14 protein-coding genes and 2 tRNA genes are annotated in these 20,905 nt (G+C 52.0%); 7 read left to right on the top strand and 9 right to left on the bottom strand.

From position 1 onward, the window contains the following. Window positions 1–9: 9 nt before the first annotated feature. The 7 genes from AC812_RS06920 (at window position 10) to AC812_RS06950 (ending at window position 4,051) form a co-directional block, all read left to right on the top strand. Window positions 10–726 carry a 4Fe-4S dicluster domain-containing protein gene (locus tag AC812_RS06920; protein WP_061919448.1) on the top strand — a complete coding sequence of 239 codons (717 nt, stop codon included), beginning with the start codon at window positions 10–12 and terminating at the stop codon, window positions 724–726. Then, complete coding sequence (nrfD, locus tag AC812_RS06925; RefSeq protein ID WP_061919450.1) at window positions 716–2,158, top strand: NrfD/PsrC family molybdoenzyme membrane anchor subunit; 1,443 nt, start codon at window positions 716–718, stop codon at window positions 2,156–2,158. Before AC812_RS06920 ends, nrfD begins: the two co-directional genes overlap by 11 nt. A 15-nt stretch (window positions 2,159–2,173) precedes the next feature. Next, the gene (locus AC812_RS06930) at window positions 2,174–2,710 is read left to right on the top strand and encodes a quinol:electron acceptor oxidoreductase subunit ActD (RefSeq protein WP_061919452.1); all 537 of its coding nucleotides are present in this window, start codon (window positions 2,174–2,176) and stop codon (window positions 2,708–2,710) included. Continuing rightward, window positions 2,701–3,228: a c-type cytochrome gene (locus tag AC812_RS06935; protein WP_061919454.1), complete on the top strand. Its 528-nt coding sequence runs from the start codon at window positions 2,701–2,703 to the stop codon at window positions 3,226–3,228. Before AC812_RS06930 ends, AC812_RS06935 begins: the two co-directional genes overlap by 10 nt. A gap of 265 nt (window positions 3,229–3,493) precedes the next feature. Beyond that, window positions 3,494–3,703, top strand: coding sequence for a cold-shock protein (locus AC812_RS06940; RefSeq protein ID WP_061919749.1), 210 nt, complete (start codon window positions 3,494–3,496; stop codon window positions 3,701–3,703). Between the two features lie 108 nt (window positions 3,704–3,811). Further along, window positions 3,812–3,901, top strand: a tRNA-Ser gene (locus AC812_RS06945). A 73-nt stretch (window positions 3,902–3,974) separates the two neighbouring features. Further along, window positions 3,975–4,051: transfer RNA gene (locus AC812_RS06950), tRNA-Val, on the top strand. A gap of 159 nt (window positions 4,052–4,210) precedes the next feature. Here the strand turns inward: AC812_RS06950 and AC812_RS06955 are convergent. The 9 genes from AC812_RS06955 to AC812_RS07000 form a co-directional block, all read right to left on the bottom strand. Next, window positions 4,211–4,927: an ABC transporter ATP-binding protein gene (locus tag AC812_RS06955; protein ID WP_061919456.1), complete on the bottom strand. Its 717-nt coding sequence runs from the start codon at window positions 4,925–4,927 to the stop codon at window positions 4,211–4,213. Beyond that, window positions 4,924–9,000 carry an FtsX-like permease family protein gene (locus AC812_RS06960; protein ID WP_061919458.1) on the bottom strand — a complete coding sequence of 1,359 codons (4,077 nt, stop codon included), beginning with the start codon at window positions 8,998–9,000 and terminating at the stop codon, window positions 4,924–4,926. Before AC812_RS06960 ends, AC812_RS06955 begins: the two co-directional genes overlap by 4 nt. A 480-nt stretch (window positions 9,001–9,480) precedes the next feature. After that, a complete protein-coding gene (locus AC812_RS06970) occupies window positions 9,481–10,686 on the bottom strand; it encodes a M23 family metallopeptidase (RefSeq protein ID WP_061919462.1) in 1,206 nt (401 codons plus the stop codon). An 89-nt stretch (window positions 10,687–10,775) separates the two neighbouring features. Beyond that, on the bottom strand, window positions 10,776–11,270 hold the full coding sequence (locus AC812_RS06975) for a hypothetical protein (RefSeq protein WP_061919464.1): 495 nt from the start codon (window positions 11,268–11,270) through the stop codon (window positions 10,776–10,778). Then, window positions 11,267–12,361, bottom strand: coding sequence for a dipeptidase (locus AC812_RS06980; protein ID WP_061919466.1), 1,095 nt, complete (start codon window positions 12,359–12,361; stop codon window positions 11,267–11,269). Before AC812_RS06980 ends, AC812_RS06975 begins: the two co-directional genes overlap by 4 nt. An 89-nt stretch (window positions 12,362–12,450) precedes the next feature. Continuing rightward, on the bottom strand, window positions 12,451–13,695 hold the full coding sequence (locus AC812_RS06985) for a 30S ribosomal protein S1 (RefSeq protein ID WP_061919468.1): 1,245 nt from the start codon (window positions 13,693–13,695) through the stop codon (window positions 12,451–12,453). A 71-nt stretch (window positions 13,696–13,766) separates the two neighbouring features. Beyond that, window positions 13,767–17,888: a preprotein translocase subunit SecA gene (locus AC812_RS06990; RefSeq protein ID WP_061919470.1), complete on the bottom strand. Its 4,122-nt coding sequence runs from the start codon at window positions 17,886–17,888 to the stop codon at window positions 13,767–13,769. Between the two features lie 146 nt (window positions 17,889–18,034). Next, window positions 18,035–19,432 (bottom strand): dihydrolipoyl dehydrogenase, encoded by a 1,398-nt coding sequence (gene lpdA / locus AC812_RS06995; RefSeq protein ID WP_061919473.1) that lies wholly within the window; start codon window positions 19,430–19,432, stop codon window positions 18,035–18,037. A gap of 143 nt (window positions 19,433–19,575) precedes the next feature. Continuing rightward, window positions 19,576–20,892, bottom strand: a complete 1,317-nt coding sequence (locus tag AC812_RS07000) for a dihydrolipoamide acetyltransferase family protein (protein ID WP_061919475.1) — start codon at window positions 20,890–20,892, stop codon at window positions 19,576–19,578. Between the last annotated feature and the right edge of the window lie 13 nt (window positions 20,893–20,905).

The raw sequence follows: 20,905 nt of genomic DNA on the forward strand, positions 1-20,905 counted from the left end.
GAGAGACTCATGGCTGAACAAAAAGCACCTCAAAAATGGGGACTGGTGGTTGATCTCGACCGTTGTACGGGCTGCAATGCCTGCATCGCCGCCTGCTCGATGGAAAATAACATCCCCTTCGTCGGTGAGGACGAAGTGGCTTACGGACGCGGGTTGTACTGGCTCTACAACAAACGGGAATGGCGCGGCGAATATCCCGAAATCAAGCCGGCCTTTGAACCGGTCATGTGCCAGCAGTGCGGCAACGCCCCCTGTGAACCGGTCTGCCCGGTCTTCGCCTCGGTGCATAGCGAGGAAGAGCAAATCAATCTGGCCGTCTACAACCGCTGCGTTGGCACCCGTTACTGCGCCAATAACTGCCCCTATCACGCCCGTCAGTTCAACTACTTCGATTACGAGCTGCCCGAACCGATGAATTCCTACCTCAACCCGGATGTGACCGTTCGGCGCCGTGGCGTGATGGAAAAATGCACCTTCTGCGTCCAGCGAATTGTGCGCGGACGACAGAAAGCCGCTGCCGAGGGACGGGAAGTGGAAGACGGCGAGATTCAACCCGCCTGCGTTCAGGCCTGCCCGGCCGGTGCGCTGGTGTTTGGGGATGTGAGCAATCCCGAAAGCAAAGCCAGTCAGATGGCGCGCAATCAGCGCCGCTATCAACTGCTGGAAGAATTGGGCACGCTACCCCGGGTAACCTATCTCAAAGGAGGAGGACGCTATGGCGGCTGAGACCAATTTGCTGCAAGCCGTAAAGCCAGCCGAACACGCGGAAGAAGACCCCCGCGAACATTTGATGTTCGACCCGCGCCCGCGCGAGGAAATGAACCGCATGGTCATGGAGGCGATGACCACCACCACCCGCCGCTACTGGATCTGGCTGATCGCCCTTGGGCTGGGTGTGGCGGTCTTGTTGTTTGGCGCCTGGGGCAACATGATTTTGACCGGCATCGGGGTTGCCGGTGTCCGCCGCCCCATCTTTTGGGGTGTGTTCATCGTCACCTTTGTCTTCTGGATCGGCATCAGCCATGCCGGAACGTTTGTGTCGGCCATCCTGCGAGTCTTCAAGGCTGAATTCCGCCGCCCCTTCACCCGGGCAGCCGAGTTGATGACCACCTTCGGGCTGGCAGCCGGTGCGCTTTACCCCCTAATCCATCTTGGGCGGGTGTGGGTGTTCTACTGGATGATTCCCTATCCCAACGCTCGCTGGTTGTGGCCAAACTTCCGTTCCCCCCTGGTGTGGGACTTTCTCGCCATCACCACGTACCTGCTTTCCAGCACCATTTACCTCTACCTGCCGCTGGTTCCCGACCTGGCCATGGCGCGTGACCGTACCAAAGGTTGGCGTCATACGATTTATAAGCTGCTGGCTCTGGGCTGGCGCGGCACCGAGGCCGAGTGGTACCGCCTGCGTAAAGCCATCAACATCTTTGCCTTTGCCATCATCCCGGTCATGTTCTCGGTGCACACCATCGTTTCGTGGGACTTTGCGGTAGGCATGGTGGCCGGCTGGCATTCGACCATCTTCGGCCCGTATTTCATCGTTGGCGCAATCCTTTCGGGTGTAGCAGCCGTGGTGACCATTCTGTTTGTCCTGCGCAACACCATGAAACACTTCGACTACTTCATCCGCGTCGAGCATTTTGATGCGCTGGGTAAACTGCTGCTGGTCTTTTCAATGGCATGGGCTTACTTCTTCTTCAACGAGTACCTGCTTTCGTGGTACGGTGGCGATGCTGCCGTCAAACAGGTGCTGACCCTGCACGCTACCGGCCCGGCGGCGTGGGTCTGGTACACCATGCTGATCTGCAATGTCGCCATCCCCTGGCTGACGCTGTGGAATAAGACCATCCGCCGCACACCCTGGGCGATGTTCATCATCACCCTGCTGATCAATGTGGGCATGTACGCCGAACGCTACACCATCATCCCCCTCACCCTCGGCCATCAACGCAGCCCGTTTGATTGGGGTGTGTATAACCCACAGTGGACCGAAATCAGCATTGCGTTAGGCACATTGTGTTTGTTCATGTTCCTGTATCTGGCTGCCTCACGCCTCATCCCGCTGGTGCCGGTCTGGGAAGTACAGGAAGGTCAAATGGCGCACACTCTCCGCAAAGTCGGCAAAGCCGAGGTACCCTCGGTGACCGAACTGGAAGAGTAATCAAGGAGCAAACGTATGGCTGCAAAAGTCGTTCATCTGGCACTTTTCAAAGAAGAACAAATTGATCACGCCGCCGAAGCCATCTCCCGCCTGCACGAACTGGGCATCAGCGATCGCGATATTTCGGTCATCTCCGGCATCCCATACTCCGAGCGCATCCTCGGAAGGCCAATGTCATGGACGAACATCGGCCGGATTGGGCTGGCTGGGGCAGTACTGGGCTTTCTGGTGGCAACGTTTTTGAACTTTGGTACTCCCTTGCTGTATCCCATTCGCGTGGCCGCCATGGGACTGACTCCCATCCCAACCTCGATTGTGGTTACCTTTGAACTGACCATGCTGGGTCTGTTGATCAGCACCTTCATCGGCGTATTCGTGGAAACCATCTCACCGTCGTTTGGGCCGAAAGGCTACCACCCCAAGATCAGTGACGGACACATCGGCATCCTGTTCAGCGGCCCGGCTCAACTGGATGAAAAAATTCACACCGCCCTCAGCGAATTGGGCGCCGAAGTGGTACATGAGGTAGAGGAGGAGAAGTTATGGCCGTAGCCAAACGTTTGATCCTTGTTCTGGTGGTGCTGGCCAGCCCGTTGCTGATCGGCTTGCTTTTCACCTACGACATCATCAAAATCGAGTGGATTTCCTTCATGGAAATTCAGCCCTCTTACCGTTCGATGGAAGCACCCCTGCCGCTGCCGCCTCGCTCAGTGCCGGTACAGGGAGCGGCTTACATCCCCGAACTGGGCGCACCGGCAAACCCCGTTCCGGCAACCGAGGAGTCGATTCAGCGCGGCAAGGAGTACTATGACAATGCCTGCGCTCTCTGCCACGGGGCAACCGGCAACGGCGGCGGGGCTTTCTCCGGTTTTCTGGTGCAGTACCCGCCCGCCAACCTGGTCAAGCCCGACGCCAACGCCCGTCAAATCAGCGATGGGGCAATTTTCCTGACCATCACCAACGGCATTGAAGGGCGTATGCCGGCGCTGATCGAAAACCTCCCAACCCCCGAAATGCGCTGGGACGTGGTCAACTATGTGCGCCACCTGCAGCAACAGGCCACCCCCTGAGCATCTTTCTCGATTGTCCACGCAAAAAGAGCCGCCGGATTGCAACCGGTGGCTCTTTTTCTAATGAAACTCTAATGTTTGAGTGGCTTTTAGGCCTTTTTATTTTCAAAAATGTGTTACAATCAATTCCGTTGAGTGTGAAACGCTCAATGGTTACAGAGATCGCGTCATGGTTGTATCGCCTTCCGATTTCGGTAAAGGCGATTTTTTTATGACCCGATCGAAAAATCATCAAATCTTTTTAGTAACAAATGGAGTATCTCAAATGTCTGATCGTGTAGTTGGTAATGTCAAGTGGTTCAATAGTGAAAAGGGCTACGGTTTTATTTCTCAGGAAAACGGCCCGGATGTCTTCGTCCATCACACTGCCATTCAGGCGGAAGGCTTCCGCACATTGAACGAAGGGCAAAAAGTTGAATTTTCCATCGAAAAGGGTCCCAAAGGCTTGCAGGCTGCCCGCTTGACCATTCTGTAAAATTCTCAACTCAAAAGCCAAAACACCCCTGTTCCAAACAGGGGTGTTTTTTATTTGGAAAGCGCTTTTTATGGTATAATCACCGCGCCCGGTAAACTATACCGCTTTGGAGAGGTAGCGTAGTCTGGCCTAACGCGCGCGCCTGGAGAGCGCGTGTACCGCAAGGTACCGCGGGTTCGAATCCCGCCCTCTCCGCCAGAATTTTCCGGCCTCAGGGCCGGTTTTTTTCTTGCACTTTCAAAGGCGTTCGATTATAATTGGGGTTGCAAACGGGCGGTTAGCTCAGTTGGTTAGAGCGTTGCGTTGACATCGCAGAGGTCGTAGGTTCGAGTCCTATACCGCCCACCAGAGTCAAAAAGCCGCGTTGAAGCGGCTTTTTTCTTGGAATTGTGCGCTAATGTCCCCGTCAGCGGAATTGAAACGCTCCGACTTGAAGAAATTGACGAAAAATGATGGGGGACTTTTCCTTGATCTACCCAAACACCTCACCAATCCACCGCAGAGCCTCTAACACTCCAAAAAATTTACCTCGCTCTTATATTTTATACTTGTAATCGTTCCATCATGGAGGTTAATCACACAATCAGATTCTTCAGCAACACGCAAATCATGAGTGACGAGCAAGACGGATAGCGCTTTATCTTCTACCAGCGTGCGAAACAACTTAACAATTTCCATACCCGTCTTTGAATCCAGGTTTCCCGTAGGTTCATCGGCCAAGAGAAGGGACGGTTCATGGATCAAAGCGCGTGCAATAACCACCCGTTGCTGTTCACCCCCCGATAACTCAGCCGGTAAATGATTGATCCGATTTCCAAGTCCTACCCATTCAATCAGGTGCATTGCCTTTTCTTTCAAGTTAAAACCCAATGAATGTTGATAAGGCAGCAAGGGCAGCATCACATTTTCAATCACGGTCAGTACAGGCAAGAGGTGATAGAGTTGAAATACAAAACCGATATTCTTTCGGCGGAATGCCGTTATTTGATCTTCCGAAAGATTGGAATAGTTTACATCACCAACGATAATATGCCCTGATGTAGGTTTATCTATCCCCGCAATCAGGTTCAGCAAAGTGGTTTTTCCACTACCCGATGGTCCAATGATTGTGGTGAGTTGAGTTTTCTTTACTTCCAGGTCTAAATTATGTAGGGCTGTGACTTTATTAAAGCCGGTATCATACACCTTGGATACGCCAGAACAAATCACGATTGAATTTTTCATTTCATTTCATCCATCAGGTTTTGAAGCGCAACATAGGAAAAAGAGGTAAATTGGGAAAGTTTGTCCATTTCAATCGTGGAAATATCATCAAAAAGCGAGCCGATAAATTCATTGCCTGCCCCACAAAGACCAACAGATGGTAAATTCGCTGAAAGTAAGATAGATAACGATAGTGGACAGGTGTAATTCGTTGATTTGATAGAAACGCCGAATGATTCGCCTGTTTTTAAGATTGAATTCCGTAATATCTCAGGACTTTCACTAAGGCCCATCTTCTTTTCCAACAATCCATTTAGCCAATCCATTAAGTTTGGATCATCCAGATTGATGCTCATCATCCAATTTTCTCTTACCCTTGCAATATCTATTTCCTGATTATTGATATCCGATGAACTCAAGTCATTGTCCACAGCGATATATTGCCAGTTACCCGTCTGTGAAATATCTATTACCCCCACAACACTTGGAATTTCTGTTAAATGATTCTGAATATATGCTATCAGCCCACTATATTGGCTGGCCAGTCCCGGCAACCAGATAAAACGAAGCGTATAAGGCGTTCCGGATTCAGCAAATTGTCGAGCCAGCTCCAATAGCGTAACCGTCCCTGTAAGGCTTAAATCTGCCGCAGGAGTACCTTCTCTGGCATCGTAATGAGTGGTGACCCAAATTTCTTTTTCCGGATATACGCTACCCCGAATGGTTGCTCCCAAAACCTTTGCTTGATAAAACTTTATTTCAACATTTTTCTCCATAACTTGTTTTACATCTGAAGAAATTCCTGCAGGGTCTTGAAGCGCAACACCCACAATACCCATGGGAAGAGCACATTTTTTTTCAAGCAGCTCCACCACGGGATGAATGAAATGGACAGGCTCACGGCTATGACCAGCCAGCATTAACCATCTTTGATCCAAGGAATCACAGACCTCTATCACTTGGTCAATTGGGCTATAAATTAACGGTGTTCTTTGGTTCAGAAGATTTGAAGCAAGCTTAAAGTGGGTCGCAGAAGTTACCAGCGACATTGGATTCCCTTCATTGCGATAAGGCAGTAATTGAAACACAAGATTTTGCTGTTGATCAAAGATATCTGCGGTTTGGTAAGGGACCCACTCTTCATAAACATTCACCCCCATTAAGGATAATTTTTGAAGCAATATCCGGACAATGATCTCGTTTCGGTCATTCAAGGAAGAAGCGGATTCCATTACCCCATTCAATTCTTTCATAACTTCATTGATTTGATTTTCGTCTATTGTCAGGTCTCCATTACCTTTGGTGGAAAGCGGAGTTTGCACTGTCGGCAAAGAAGTGATGCGGATAAGATTTCCAGCCAGATAATTAACAAGACCAATGAAAAGTAAAAGCAGTAACAGAATTTGCCCAAACTTGAAACGATGTGTAGATGAGCGTACGCCCGGAAGATGAAGATACGCCAACGATTTTGAAGTGCCAACCCAACAAGCGATTAAGATCAGCGCCAAGGCAACTCCAAGGATAGAGAGGTTTAATCCTAGAAAATTTGCAGGGATACCTTTCCAAAATGAAACCGCTATCATGCCCAATAAAACACCCATAACACCAAAAATCCCCCCCCGCATGAAACTTTCATAAAAGACCATTCTAAAGAGTTGTTTCTTATCCCAACCTATGTACACCAAAGTTCTGAATTCAGTTTCTCTTTGTGCCACATTCAGCACAACATTTTGGACGAGAATCAATATCCCTATTAGCAATGAACAAGCGGTCAGGAGTAAATAATAGGGCGAAAGACTGATCATTAAGTGTTTCCCAAGCAAATTTAGATTCACATCTCCTTTATTAACAGACCAGATATAAATCATTGATACAAAGGTGAAAGTAATTAAGCCAATAGAAATTCCATTGACGAGATACCGTCTCGGCCGTCGTCTTATTTGATAAAGAACCAATTTACTAAATGTAAAATCAGTAGAGCAATTTCTTCTTTTTATTGAAGTTTCGCCAAAATGTAGAAGGTGGTAGCTTCTCTTTCTCACCTCATTCATGAACAACGGGAGACTGGACACGATAGAAACCCCTCCGACAACGCTACCGATGGTCACAATTTCACGAATAGAAATATTCAGATCCAACAAAATGGAGAGAAAAAGGATTAAAACCGTAAGCGGGACAATCCCCCAAACGGTGATCCATGAAATATACTTTACCAGCCTTCGAAGAATATAACGATTCTCCCATCCTAGCGCCTTCAACAAACCAATTTCAGGCAGTGTAGAGAGAACAAATAAATTAGTATTTGTAATAATCAACAAAATAGAGCCGATTAACAAAAGAAGCAATAGAATTAGGTTTATTAAGTTAACACCGCTCTCAATATATTGGGTAGATCCCAAGGAAGTCCAATTTTCTTCAACGTACCCTATCCCCGGAACATATAAAAGAATTTTTTGGGGAGATGCACCAGCCACAATGTCAACATGAAGACCGGTTTTTTCTTGAATTTCGGTGGCAATTCTTTCAATTTTATGAACATTTTCGGATGAATACCCCGATATATCGCGTATTCGCACTCTGATCGCATCAATATAGTCAGGCCGTCCCACCAAGTACTGAGCAGCCTCAAGGGTTGTTAAACCTAATGGTGGTCGGGGATTAAAACTACCCGGATTCAAGCCCGGAGAAAGCAACTTAGGTTCTAGAATGGAACCGTTTTCGTCATATACCAGTACTTCTTGCGGCGGTTCATAAATTCCGAGGGGAACGTAAGATAGCGGGTCTAATCGCTGGATAATTGACCCAATATTATATACGCCTTTTACATCAGGAATAAATGGCAGCGGCTTAATTGCTTCCAATGAGCGAAAAACAGTTTGCTCACCATTAAGTAACGGCAAGTTCTTCAAAAATTGGGGGTCAAATTTTGATCTCGCTTCTGCATCCAATTCATTCCGAACAATTTCCTCCCAATTACCATATGGTTTGATACTAAAGTGAGATGGAAAATCTTCCGAACCTTCATGAAATTCATACTTAAAAATGCCGGGACGAAGAATTATATTTGAGTCAAGAGGTATATAACCTCCTTCTGCCTCCAATCGGGGTGGTTTATTGGTTGAAAAAACTACAGACTGAAGGACAAGCGGACGGAGGGCGCTTGATAAATCATATCTTTGACGAATTAATACTTCCCCCTTTTGGTCCAATTCCACCATTTTTTCACGCAATACTTCATTCGACTCATCCTCCTTTAACTTCTCGACATCCTCAGATTGGATAGGCAGCTTTCGTAATAATATTTCAACACCCAAGTTGATAAAACTTTGACGATTGACCAACAGGGGTATTTTTACTGCCTTTTGTTTAACCCCATCTAAACCTACTTTAAGCTCTTCGTTTTGGAGATAGTCCCCCTCTTCAATCGCCTCGTCTAATCCGATTAACTTGGCTTCGGCTTCGGGATCAATCCCTGCCACCAGTATCCATTGAGGAGGCAAAGAACCAATATTAAGAGAAGCCCAATCTCCTACCATCCCGGCACCGCTAAAAGACAGATCGCCTTTCAAAAAATCATTAAATAGAAAATTATCATCGCTTTCAGCAAAATAAGCGCTGGGCGTTGGAAATTCCTGGACGACAGCCTCATCGCCATACCATCCTATTTTCATTTCATATAAATTATTAGGTAGATAGGGCTCAATTCTGACCGCGATGCTCCCCAAATTATTCATCATAAACCCAACCACCGAAATCGGAGCAGCGACTTCCACATCCGGCATGCTTTTTATCCACTCATATTGTTCTTCCGTGATTCCACCTTGTGATGCTCCAAGGTAATTTCCTTCTACTATGCCATGTTCTTTTTCTACCTGAGTGATTGCCGTTTGAGGCCGGAGAAGTAAATCATACGCTCCACGCCAATGTTGGGAAAGTTGTGCGGTCGTTTTTATTTCGATTGTGTGAAGGATGATTACGAAAACCAATAGACCAACATATAAAATCCCCAGACCAATGATTGTAATCGGAATCTGACTTTCCAAACCCCTTATCAGTTTGATTTGGATTTTTTTGACTTTGGCAGAAATATTCATTAAGAATCTCCCCAATTAACCTGAATACAATAACTACTTCCTTCACCCTCGATATAGACATTCCACACTGCTCTGTATTGCGGAGAAAAAACGGTTTGGGCAGATGGCGATACAGATATCTCTGCTGGTATATAATTCGGCTGAGGGGGTGTTTGCGGGTATCCTAATACATTTGTACTGCCAATAGCAAGAAACATCATCAATCCTACGAAGAAAATGACAAGTGACTTCTTGAACGTCATTTTTTCTCCGTTTCCAAAAAAGTTCAGAGATGCTCCTGAAAAAAATTATAATAAAAAACTTACTTCTGTCAATAATCAGAACCAATTTCTAACCGTAAAGATGGATATTTTTACTTACCTTCTAAACCCCAATGAAAATCACAGGACTTTGATGGTTAAGAATTGTTTAGAAAATTAAGATTTGCCCGTTTTTTAGACTTGTTTTTCAAAGAAGGGGCTAATAAGTTATACTTTTGTTTTACTGCAAAAAATTCAGCGGATCCACCTTGCCGTACACATCGCTGCGCATTTCAAAGTGGAGGTGCGGGCCGGTCGAACGACCGGTGGAACCCATCAAACCGATCAGATCGCCCTGATAGACACTCTGTCCGCAGACCACATTGATCTGGGAGAGATGGGCGTAGTAAGTCTGCCACCCGTTGCCGTGATCAATCACAATCAGGTTGCCGTAGCCAAAGTCGTTCCAGCCGGCATAGACAATCACGCCGTTATCGGATGCGTAAATGCCCACACCGGTCGAACCGCCAATATCAATGCCGAAGTGGTTAATTTCCGGCTGATAGCGGTAACCGGAGATGTAGCGCGTGGCCGCCGGCCAGACGAATGTACTGGTACCCACCGCCCCGTCATACACCGTACCGCAGTAACCCGGACCAACCGTTTTGGCAACCGCCGGATTATCACGTGTAATACGCGGCATGTTCCAGGTGATGAATTGGCCTTCGCCGCCGGGGATAAACAAAACCGTGCCGGGTTGGATATTGGGAGCAGCAAAATCACCCACACTCTCCAGCGTCAGGTTGTTACTGGGCCAGTTGATGATGTCCTCGGGAGTCACTTTGAAGAAGCGCGAGACAGCATTCAAACCATCCCCCGCATGCCACTCATAAACCGCCCCGTCGGTTGGCGGAATTTTGATCACCTGTCCGGGGGTGATCCAGTGCGGGTCACCCAGTTCTTTGGGATTGGTCCACATCAGCGATTGGGGCTTGAGGCCAAAACGCTCGGCAATGGTAAACAGGGTATCGCCGGGTTGAATTTCGTATTCCACAAAATCGAAACGCGGGCGGCTTGGCAGGGTGGTATGCAGCAATGCCAGCCGGAAAATACCATGCACCATGTTGTTTGCGGCCGGGTCAAAGCGAGGCGGTTCAATGGTCGGGGTAGCCGTGGGCAACGAAGCAGCAACTGCCGCAGTTTGAGGTGTTGCCACCTGACCTTTGAGGTAGAAGTTGCTCATCACCCAAACCACCATCAGCACCAGCGCCAGCGAAGCCAAACCGCTACCAATCCGCATGGCGGCCTCTCCCAGCCCCATTTCCACCACGGTTTGCCATAAATCGCCTATCCCGCCGGCTTTGAGTGACGGACTGACTGGATCGCTCTGTTTGGTTGAGTCAAGATCGGCACGGAACGGATCGTTCGGTGGCGATGTTTCGGTCATGAATCAGGTTCCTTCTGGTGACAATATAACATATCTAAAACGGATGGTCAAGCAACGCTTTACCTACGCACATTCTACGCACCCCCGGCTTAACTTTTCCGACGATCTCCAAACGGAATCAGCATCAAGAAACCAATGGCAATGATGATTTGACCAATTTCAACCCCGCGCGCCTGCCACGGGCCAAAGTACGGCACACCCGGCAGGGGATGACTACCCGCCCCGAACACATCCGCCATGCCGGCAAACACGGCAATCACATAACCGGTTGCCACCATGCGCAGGCCGATATCGGCCAGGATGCTGGGTTGACGTTTTTTCCAAAGCGACATCAGGCTGATATAACCGCCAATGCAGATGAAAGCCAGCCCCACCAGAAACACCGCAATCTGCACAAAACCAATCACCGGGCTGCGGTCAAGCCCGAACAGGCTGGGGCGTGCCCCCAGCAGGAAGATGACAAAACCCAGCAAAGTCAGGGCTAACCCAACCCGCACACGCCGCAGGGAGAAAATCTGATTAGGGCGGCTTTCAACCGGCTGTGAGGCCGACGCAGAGGGAGAAGATCCGGATAGTGAGGTCATGCGGGCAGGGTTTGCTCCAGAATGCGGGTCCAGTTGGCATGCGCAATGGCATGCAAGTCTTGTTCCGAAAAACCGCGCTCCATCAGCTGGTCGGCCAGTTTCGGCAAATCTGCAATGGTATCCATTTCCAGTGGCACAGCCGGAAAGCCAAATCCACCGTCAAAATCTGTGCCGATACCCACGTGACGCACACTGCCGGTCACCTGACAGATGTGATCCACGTGATCGGCAAGATGGCTGAGGGTGACCCATTCGCGCGGTTCACCATTTTTCCATCCGCTGCGCAAAAAACGGTTGAACGGCACCACACCGATCACCCCGTCCCGTTCAGCCAGCCGGCGAATAACCCGGTCCGAAAGATGGCGGGCACGCGCCGAGTCATCCTTCAACAGCGCAGCTGCATTGCAGTGGCTGGCTATGACGGCGCCCTCGTAACGGTCCAGCGCCTGTAGGGCTGATATTTCATTCATGTGGGCAATATCCAGAGTATAGCCGATTTCTGCCATCTGTTCCAGAAGACGGTAACCCTCCGGGGTAAAGCCTTCGCCCTCGTACATGCCGCCGCAATAACGCGTTCCCGCCCAAACCGGCCCAATCAGGCGCAATCCTTCCTGCCACCATTCTTCCAGCTCGTGCTGATCGCGCACCCCTTCAGCACCTTCCATGCTCAAAACCATTCCAACCGGTTGAGTTTGCTGTGGGAAGAGCGGCGGTGCGGTCAGCCAGCGCTCCACATGCGCGCGCAGCTCGGCACGGGTGCGAATCAGGCAAAACTGATCGGGCGACCGGTCGCACAGATTCAGGTAGTAATCGAACTGCGCCCGGGTCAGACGGTAGGCTTCTTCATAAGTGGCAAAGTCCAGTTTTTCCCAGGCGCCGGTTTTATAACGACGCGGCATGACAAACAGCGTGGCAATGATCAGCCCAATGCCCCCGCGTTGATACTCCTCCCATCCGCAGAGCGCCTCGCCGTTCACCGCCACGGTGGAACTGCCCGCCTCGCCCCGGCGGGTTTCGTAAGCCGAAAGGCGAATATCCCGGCCAAAAGTCAGGGCATTGTAGGCAATATCCTGATGAGCATCAATCCACATGAGAGGTTTCATATCGGCGGGGGAGTGAAAGAGACGCCCTGAAACGGCGTCTCTTTAATCTTACACCTGTTTTTCAACAGACAACTCGCTTATTCAGCGGGTTTGTCCGATGACTGCTCACTTTCTTCTTCGGTATCGTCCTCTTCGAGGACTTCTTCCAGCGCCATCCAGTCTAAATCGGCATACGCCATGGATTCAACCCGCCGGATGCTCAAACCAATCCGGTGGTTTTCCGCATCCACCTTGATGACCCGCAGGGTGACCACATCCCCTTCCTTCAACACCTCTTTGGGGTGCTCAATCCGTTTTTCGCTGATTTCGGAAATGTGGATCAAGCCCTCAACATCGTCATCAATGCGCGCAAACGCGCCGAACTTCGTCAGACGGGTGATGGTGCCCTCAATCAACTGCCCCACCTGGTAACGGGAGGCTTTTTCCAGCCAGGGGTCTTTCTGCAATTGACGGATGGAAAGGCCAATGCGCTTTTTCTCGCGGTCAATCGAGATAATTTTTACTTTGACTTCCTGCCCGACTTTAAGCACCTCGGAGGGGTGCTGAATGCGATCCCACGAAATTTCGGAAAGATGCACCAGACCGTCGGCACCGCTGATGTTGACGAATGCCCCAAAATCGGCCAGGCTGGTCACTTTGCCGGTGCGTACTTCGCCTTCCTGGAGGCTGTCAATCACCCGTTCCTTGATCGTTTCGCGGGTTTCGGTATTGGCGGCTCGCTCCGAAAGGATTAATCGCCGTCGTTCGCGGTCCACTTCGATCACGCACACGTCAATTTCCTCACCGATCATCTTGCTCCAGCGCTGCTCCGGGGTTTCGCCGCTGCTTTCGGCGCGCCGCGAAAGACTGACCTGCGAAGCCGGGACAAAACCGCGCAGCCCGCCAACCGGTACAATCAGCCCACCTTTGTTGTAACCGATGATCTTGCTGTGGTAGGTTTCTTTGGATGCCAGTAGTTGTTCGGCTTCTTTCCAGCTGGCCTCTTCCCGGGCGCGCACATATGAAAGCACCACATTTCCGCTGGAATCTTCCGGGTTGACCACGTAAACCGGGATCTCCATCCCGACTTTCAACTCATCCAATTCCTCACGCGGGATGGCCTCATATTCCTTCCCGCTGATGACACCTTCGGACTTCGTACCCACGCTCACCAAAATCTGACCGGGGGCAATACTGGCAATCATACCAGTGCGAATTTCCCCTTGTTGCGGGAAGTCAATCATTGCACCTTCCTGCTCTAAAAGGGAAGCCATGTTATTGTTTTCTGTCTGATGATTCTCGGGCTGGGTTTCCTGCTCGAGAGGTGCGTGGTTTTGGTCCATACGATCCAATACTCCAATGAAAAAAGTTACTGCCCATTATAAAGGCGATTAAGCATCTTGACAACCCCGCATTAATGCCGTCGGCGTTTCTTCTTGCGAGCCGAACGGGAGGCTTCGTCCTTGCGTTCGACTGCTCCGGCCACCACATTTTCGGGCCTGGCTGCCGTCTCCACGCTGCTGCGGTCGCGTTCAACCTGCACCGTTGCACTGCGGCTGGGCTGGTAGGTGAACATCCGCGCCACCACGCCGCCGCGAATATCCTTGAGCAATTGCGAGAATAACTCCGTTGCCCGGCTCTTGTACTGCACCAGCGGATCACGCTGAGCATAGGCTTCCAGCCCAATTGAAACACGCAGGGCATCCACCCGTGTCAGGTAATCCACCCACAATTGGGAGATCACCCCCAGCAGAATTTCGCGGTAGATTTGATTTTGTAAGCGCTCGCCCAACACACGCGCAATTTCCTGCAAGTCTTCGGCAGGCAATTCTTTCAAGTCACTTTCGGCAATTTCTTCAAAGCGTTCGTTGCCCAGCACGGCACGCAGGCGTTCCTGCAAGGGTTGACTCAGACGCGAAAGCGGCGTTTCGGTCTGAATCAGACGGCGCAATTCATAATTGCCCCACACCCGTTGCAATGCCAGCCGCGCGCCTTCGAGATGTTCCAGAATCTCCTCGCTGAGTTCCTCCGCATCACGGCCTTCCAGCAAACCAGCTGCCAAAAAGATGTAGGTCATGCGGATGACTTGCTGCCGTCCCCGCCGATGCGTGCGGCGGTCGAACGTCAGGCGAGTGCCTTGCGTCATGATCCCCAGCAGCCCCAGCAAAGCTGCCTGATTTTGCGCAAGCAGGATTTTCCCGTCCCCCACCCGTTCGAGGGCGGCATCCAGATCCCGGGCGATCGGACCATCCGGGCTGGAAAGCCGTTCAACCCGCTCGTTGAGCAATCGTTCAACCTCACCGTACAACATCCGGGCTGCCTCGTCCCAGTCGCTGCCCATGTACTGAGCCGGACGGGCATCCAGTTCCTCAATGCGCCGTTGAATCGCCCCAATCACCCGGTTTAGCGTTACCGACATCAGCGCAGCCTCAACCTGCTCCTTTACCCGCTCGGCCAGATGATCGCCCCCCTGCGCCAGGGCGCGCATCTCTTCACTGCTCAAACGCAGCGGTACGCGCACCAGCCCGGAGAGTTCTTCCACCAGTTCCTGCGGGCGCAAACTGCCGCCGGACTCCTCCAGCCGGTCCGGCAATCCTTCAAAAAAGGTGTCCACAGTTTCCAGCCGCTCGGCCAGTTGCTGCTGGATAGCCTCTTCGCTGCGCTCCAGCAAACTTTCAATCGCCCGCAGCAGATGATTGCGCTCGGCTTCCAGCGCCCGGCGGGCTAACTCCAACAGCGCCCTCCGCAGTTGATCGGCGGTGATGGCTTCCTCGCCAAATTGCTCCTCAATTTCGTCCATCATCAGGCGTAAGGTGTAGGAGGGATAGGCCACCCCCTCAAAAGTGATTGGCGGCTGAATGTCTTCCAGATACGCCAGCAATTTCCACGGCCCTTCTTCATCGGTCAAAGCCGTTTCAACCCGGTTTTTCAGTTCGTTTTGCAGCATTTCGCGGACATCCTCGCTCAGGTCTTCTTTGGTAAAGACCCGGTCACGCTGCTCGTAGATGCGCTTGCGCTGCATGTTCAGCACATCATCGTACTCAAGCAGGTGCTTGCGGATGTCGAAGTTATTGCCTTCCACCCGCGCCTGGGATTGCTCCACCAGTTTGGCAACCAGATTATTCTCAATCGGCAGACTTTCGTCAATATTCAACCGCGCCATCAGGTTTTCCACCTGCGCGCCGCCAAACAGACGCATCAGGTCATCCTCCATGGAGAGATAAAAGCGGGAAGAACCGGGGTCACCCTGACGGGCAGCCCGTCCGCGCAACTGATTGTCTATCCGGCGGGCTTCGTGGCGTTCCGAGCCAATCACATGCAGACCGCCCAGTTCCCGCACCTTTTCCATCTCATCCATGTACTGCAAAAAGGCACGCACCGATTCTTCATAAATCCCGTAATCGGCCGGATTCATTTCCAAAAGCAGTTTTCGGCGCTGCTCGTTGGTCATCTCGTAGGGGTCGTCGCCGGCGCTTCTCAACACCCGGTTGACATCCGCCAGAATATCCTCGTCGAGTTCACCGCCCAGTTTGATATCCACACCGCGCCCCGCCATGTTGGTGGCAATCGTAACCGCACCGAAGGCGCCGGCGCGCGCAATAATCAGAGACTCTTCATCGTGTTTGCGGGCATTCAAAACCTGATGCGGCACACCGCCCTGCAACACCCTGACCAGTCGCGGACGGTCTTCTTCTCTCAAATTGAGCAAATTCAGTAACCGCTCCACATTTTCCGGGTCTTCCGGGTTGATGGAGGTCATCCCGACCGAGCGGGCAAAATTGCGCAATTCGGCGGTGTTCAGGTCGGGCAACGGTTTGTACAAAAACTGCAATTCGGGAATGGCGGTCTCACTTTCCTGCCGGTTGTGCTTGCGCAGCCAGGCATCTCGAATCAACATCACCTGCATTAAACGACGCAGCAATTCGGGCTGCAGGCGCAGCGAAAGCCGCTCCGAATGCTCCACCGATGTGGTACCCACCAATTGCGGCCGGCCGCGCACATGGTAGTGGATGATTTCCTGCACAATGGCACGGATTTTCGCCTCTTCGGTGCGATAAATCACATCCGGGTAGTCTTTGCGTTTCCAGAACACTGGCGCTTTGAGCGGGTCATCCCGCCGGGCGTAATAGGTGTATTTATAGCCGTATTCGTCCTTGCCTTGCACTTCCACCAGTGTCGGGTTGGGTTGTATCGCCTTATATTCCAGATTGGTGGGAATGGGCAGCACTTCCAGTTTGTAAATTTTGGCGAATTCTTCCGCCTCGGTCAGCGCCGTTCCGGTCATACCGGCCAGTTTTTCGTACATGCGGAAGTAATTTTGAATGGTGATGGTGGCGTAGGTGATATTTTCCGGCTCGACCTTAACACCTTCTTTAGCCTCGACAGCCTGATGCAGCCCCTCCGACCAGCGCCGTCCGGGCATCAGTCGGCCGGTAAATTCATCAATGATGATCACCTTGCCGCCCTGTACCAGATAGTCCTTATTGCGTTTGAAGAGGAATTGCGCTTTGAGAGCTTGTTCCAGATAACCCAGCAAGCGGGCCTGTTCGGGATTGATATCCTCCGGACGTTCCGGATCCACCAGCGGCATATCCAGCAATTCCTCGACATGCGCCATCCCCACTTCGGTCAGGGTGACAGTGCGGTCGCGCTCGTTGATTTCGTAGTCTTCTTCGCGCAGGGCGCGCACCACCTGAGCCATCTTGATGTACCATTCGGCTTCATCGGCTGCCGGACCGGAGATGATCAACGGGGTACGGGCTTCATCAATCAAAATGTTGTCCACCTCGTCCACAATGGCGTAGTAATGCCCGCGCTGTGATCGTTCTTCCAGCCGGTAAGCAAGATTGTCGCGCAGATAGTCAAAACCGAACTCGCTGTTGGTACCGTAGGTAATATCGGCGCGGTAGGCTTCAGCCCGATCCACCATGCGCAGTTGATGCTGGTCCTCGAACGGTGAGGTTTTTTCCAGATCCACCAGAAAAGCCTTGCGCCCGTTTTCGGTGCGGCTGGCCATTTGCAGCACGCCGACTTTCAGGCCCAAAAAGTCGTAAATTGGCCCCATCCAGCGCGCATCCCGGCGGGCAAGGTAGTCGTTGACCGTGACCAGATGCACGCCCCGTCCGGTCAGGGCATTCAGGTAGAGCGGCAAGGTGGCGACCAGGGTCTTGCCTTCACCGGTGCGCATTTCGGCAATTTTGCCTTCATGGAGCACCATACCGCCGATCAATTGCACTTCGTAATGACGCAGACCAATGGTGCGCTTGCTGGCTTCACGCACGGCGGCAAAAGCCTGCGGCAGAATTTCATCCAGTGCGACTTTTTCAGCCTGCCGGCGTTCGGCCTCGTTTTCGATACCGGCGGTTGCCTGCCGGATGTAGGCGCGAAATTCATCGGTTTTGGCGCGTAATGCATCATCCGATAATTTTTCAAATTCGGCTTCCAGCGCGTTAATCTGCTCGGCGCGCGCCGCCAGCCGTTGTATTTCTCGTTTATTCGGGTCAACGCCCAAGATGTTGACGATCTTTTTGAACATAAACAATCACCTCTCTGCGGGTGGATTATAGCATAGACAACCCCCGTAAAAAATAGGCACGGGTCAAATGATAAAAGTTCATTTGACCCGTGGTTAATCATCCGCCATGTGAATTGGATGGGGAGCACGAATCTCCCCGGCGCAAATCAAATGTGAATGGCGTGCCCCGTGGCTGCATGGGCTGCTTCCATGATCACCTCACTCAGGGTGGGGTGGGCATGCACATTCCGGGCAATTTCTTCTACGGTCAATTCCATGCTTTGCGCCAAAGTCAATTCTGGCAGCAGTTCGGTCACTTCCGGGCCAATCATGTGAGCGCCGAGAATTTCGCCGTACTTCGCATCCGTCACAATTTTTACGAAACCGGCGTAATCCCCCAAACCGAGTGCTTTACCGTTGGGCTGGAAGGGGAAGCGCCCAATTTTGACCTCATAACCCTGTTCCTTTGCCTGCGCCTCGGTCAGGCCAAAGGAGGCTACCTGTGGCTGACAGTAAGTCGCTCGTGGCATCATCCGGTAATCCAGTTTGACGGTTGGAACGCCGGCAATGTTCTCCGCCGCAACAATGCCCATGGCGGAGGCGACATGGGCAAGCAGCAGTTGACCGGTCACATCACCAATCGCCCAGATTCCCGGCACATTGGTCGCCATGCGCTCGTCAATTTTGATGAAGCCGCGTTCGGTCAATTCCACACCAGCAGCTTCCAGCCCAATATCCTGGGTATTGGGTTTGAAGCCGATTGCAACCAGGGCTTGTTCGGCTTCGAGTACTTTTTGATTCGAACCATCCGAAACGGTCACGCGCACGCCCTTTTCGGTGGTTTCCACCGACTGGACTTTGTGACTGGTCAACATTTGAATGCCGCGCTTTTGGAAGGCTTTGGCCAGTTCCGTGCTGACTTCTTCATCCTCCAACGGCACAATTCGCGGCAGCATTTCAACCAGTGTAACCTGCGTGCCGTAGGAATTCCAGATGGTAGCAAATTCCACCCCAATCGCTCCCGCGCCAATAATCACCACCGACTCCGGGCGGCGGGTTTGCAAAATTGCCTCCCAGTAGGTCAGCACCTTTTCACCATCCGGCTTGACACCCGGAATCATCGCGGCATGCGCGCCGGTGGCAATGATGATATTCTTTGCCGTAAAGGTTTGGGTCTTACCTTCCGCATCGGTCACCTGAACCGAATCACGGGCTGTCAGCCGGGCGATCCCCATGTGAACATCAATTTTGTTCTTCTTCATTAAAAAGCCGACACCCTGAACCAGCCGCTTGGAAACCTTTCGGCTGCGGTCAACCGCAACGGCATAATCCAGTTTCAGGTTATCAAAGGAGAAACCAAATTCGGCAGTACGCTCCCGCAAGATATGCGCCAGCTCGGCATTTCGGAGCAGCGATTTGGAGGGAATGCAGCCCACATTCAGGCACACCCCGCCCAGAAATTCTTTTTCGACCACGGCGGTTTTCAAGCCCAACTGGGCAGCACGAATGGCTGCCACATAGCCGCCCGGCCCGGCACCAATTACGATTACATCATAGTCACTCATCGTTCCATCCTCTTTGATCCAGTTTTTGGCTGAGCTGATTTATGCCAGCCCGATTTTCCTGTTTTATCACCCCTACGATTTTACCCGCAGGAAGCGAGTTAAGGGGCTTTGTGTACCACAAATCGAACATTTGTTAGAAGGGCTCAGACGCTCCAATTTTGCAGAGTTTCGACCACCTTGCCTAAGAAGCCGTCGGCAGATGCGCCGTCTAATATTCGATGATCGAAGGTAAAGGAAAGATACACCATTGGGCGCACCGCAATGGCATCCCCTTCCACAACCACCGCTCGCTTTTGAATGGCACCCACGCCCAGAATCCCGCACTGCGGCTGGTTGATGACCGGTGTGGCGAACAATGATCCGCCAATGCCGTGATTGGTGATTGAGAAGGTGCCACCCTTCACCTCATCCGGCAGCAGACGATGCGCCCGCGCTCGATGGGCCAGGTCGTTAATCGCCCGCGCCAGCCCCAGCAAGGAAAGACCATCCGCACGGCGAATCACCGGCACAATCAGTCCCTCCTCACCCAGCGAAACGGCAATGCCGAGATGGATTTCCGAATGCAGGATCAACCCCTCCTCGCTCCATGAGGAATTGACCTGTGGAAAGGCTTTGAGCGCGGCAATGACAGCGGCAGCAAAGTAAGCCGTGTAGGTCAGGTTAACGCCGTCACGGGCAAACAGGGCTTTATTCGCCTCGCGGTGAGCCACCACCTGCTTGAGGTCAGCCTCCATCACCGTGGTCACGTGCGGGGCTGTCCGCTTGCTGAAGACCATGTGTTCGGCAATGCTGCGGCGCATTTTGGTATGCGGGATCAAACGGCTGCCGGGGGGAAGGTCTCCGGGCTGTTGAACCGGCGGAACTGGTTTGGTTTCCATCGCCGGCTGACTGCCGGGGAACATCAATTCGGTCGGGCGAAACAAATCGCCTTCACCCGGCGTTTCCCAAATAGCCGGCTGCTCAGCCACGGGTTGTTGTTCTCGCTGTTCAAGGTAAGCCAGCACATCTTTCTTGGTAATCCGCCCGCCTTGCCCGCTGCCCCGAATCTGGCTCAGGTCAACCTGATATTCCTGCGCCAGCCGCGCCACCACCGGGGAGATAAATCCCAGATCGCGATCCCGCCCCGGTGCGGGGACGGCCACAGCCGATTCGGGCTGGGCTTGTTTCGGCTTTTCCGCTGCCGACGGGTGTACAGCGCCTACCTCATCCGGGATGCTTTCTCCCGGCTCACCGATCCACGCAATTACCGTACCGGCTTTGACCGTTTCACCCTCCGGCACCACAATTTTCAAAAGTGTGCCCGCCGCCGGACTGGGAATCTCCGAATCGACCTTATCGGTGTTCACTTCCAGCAGCGATTCGAACTCCTCGACCATTTCGCCCTCTTGCTTCAACCAGCGGGTGACGGTACCTTCCACAACCGATTCACCCAACTGGGGCATGATCACTTTGGTAGCCATGGCTCCTCCTCTC

This window comes from Bellilinea caldifistulae (genome assembly GCF_001306055.1).
In the GTDB taxonomy this organism is placed as follows: Bacteria; Chloroflexota; Anaerolineae; order Anaerolineales; family Anaerolineaceae; genus Bellilinea; species Bellilinea caldifistulae.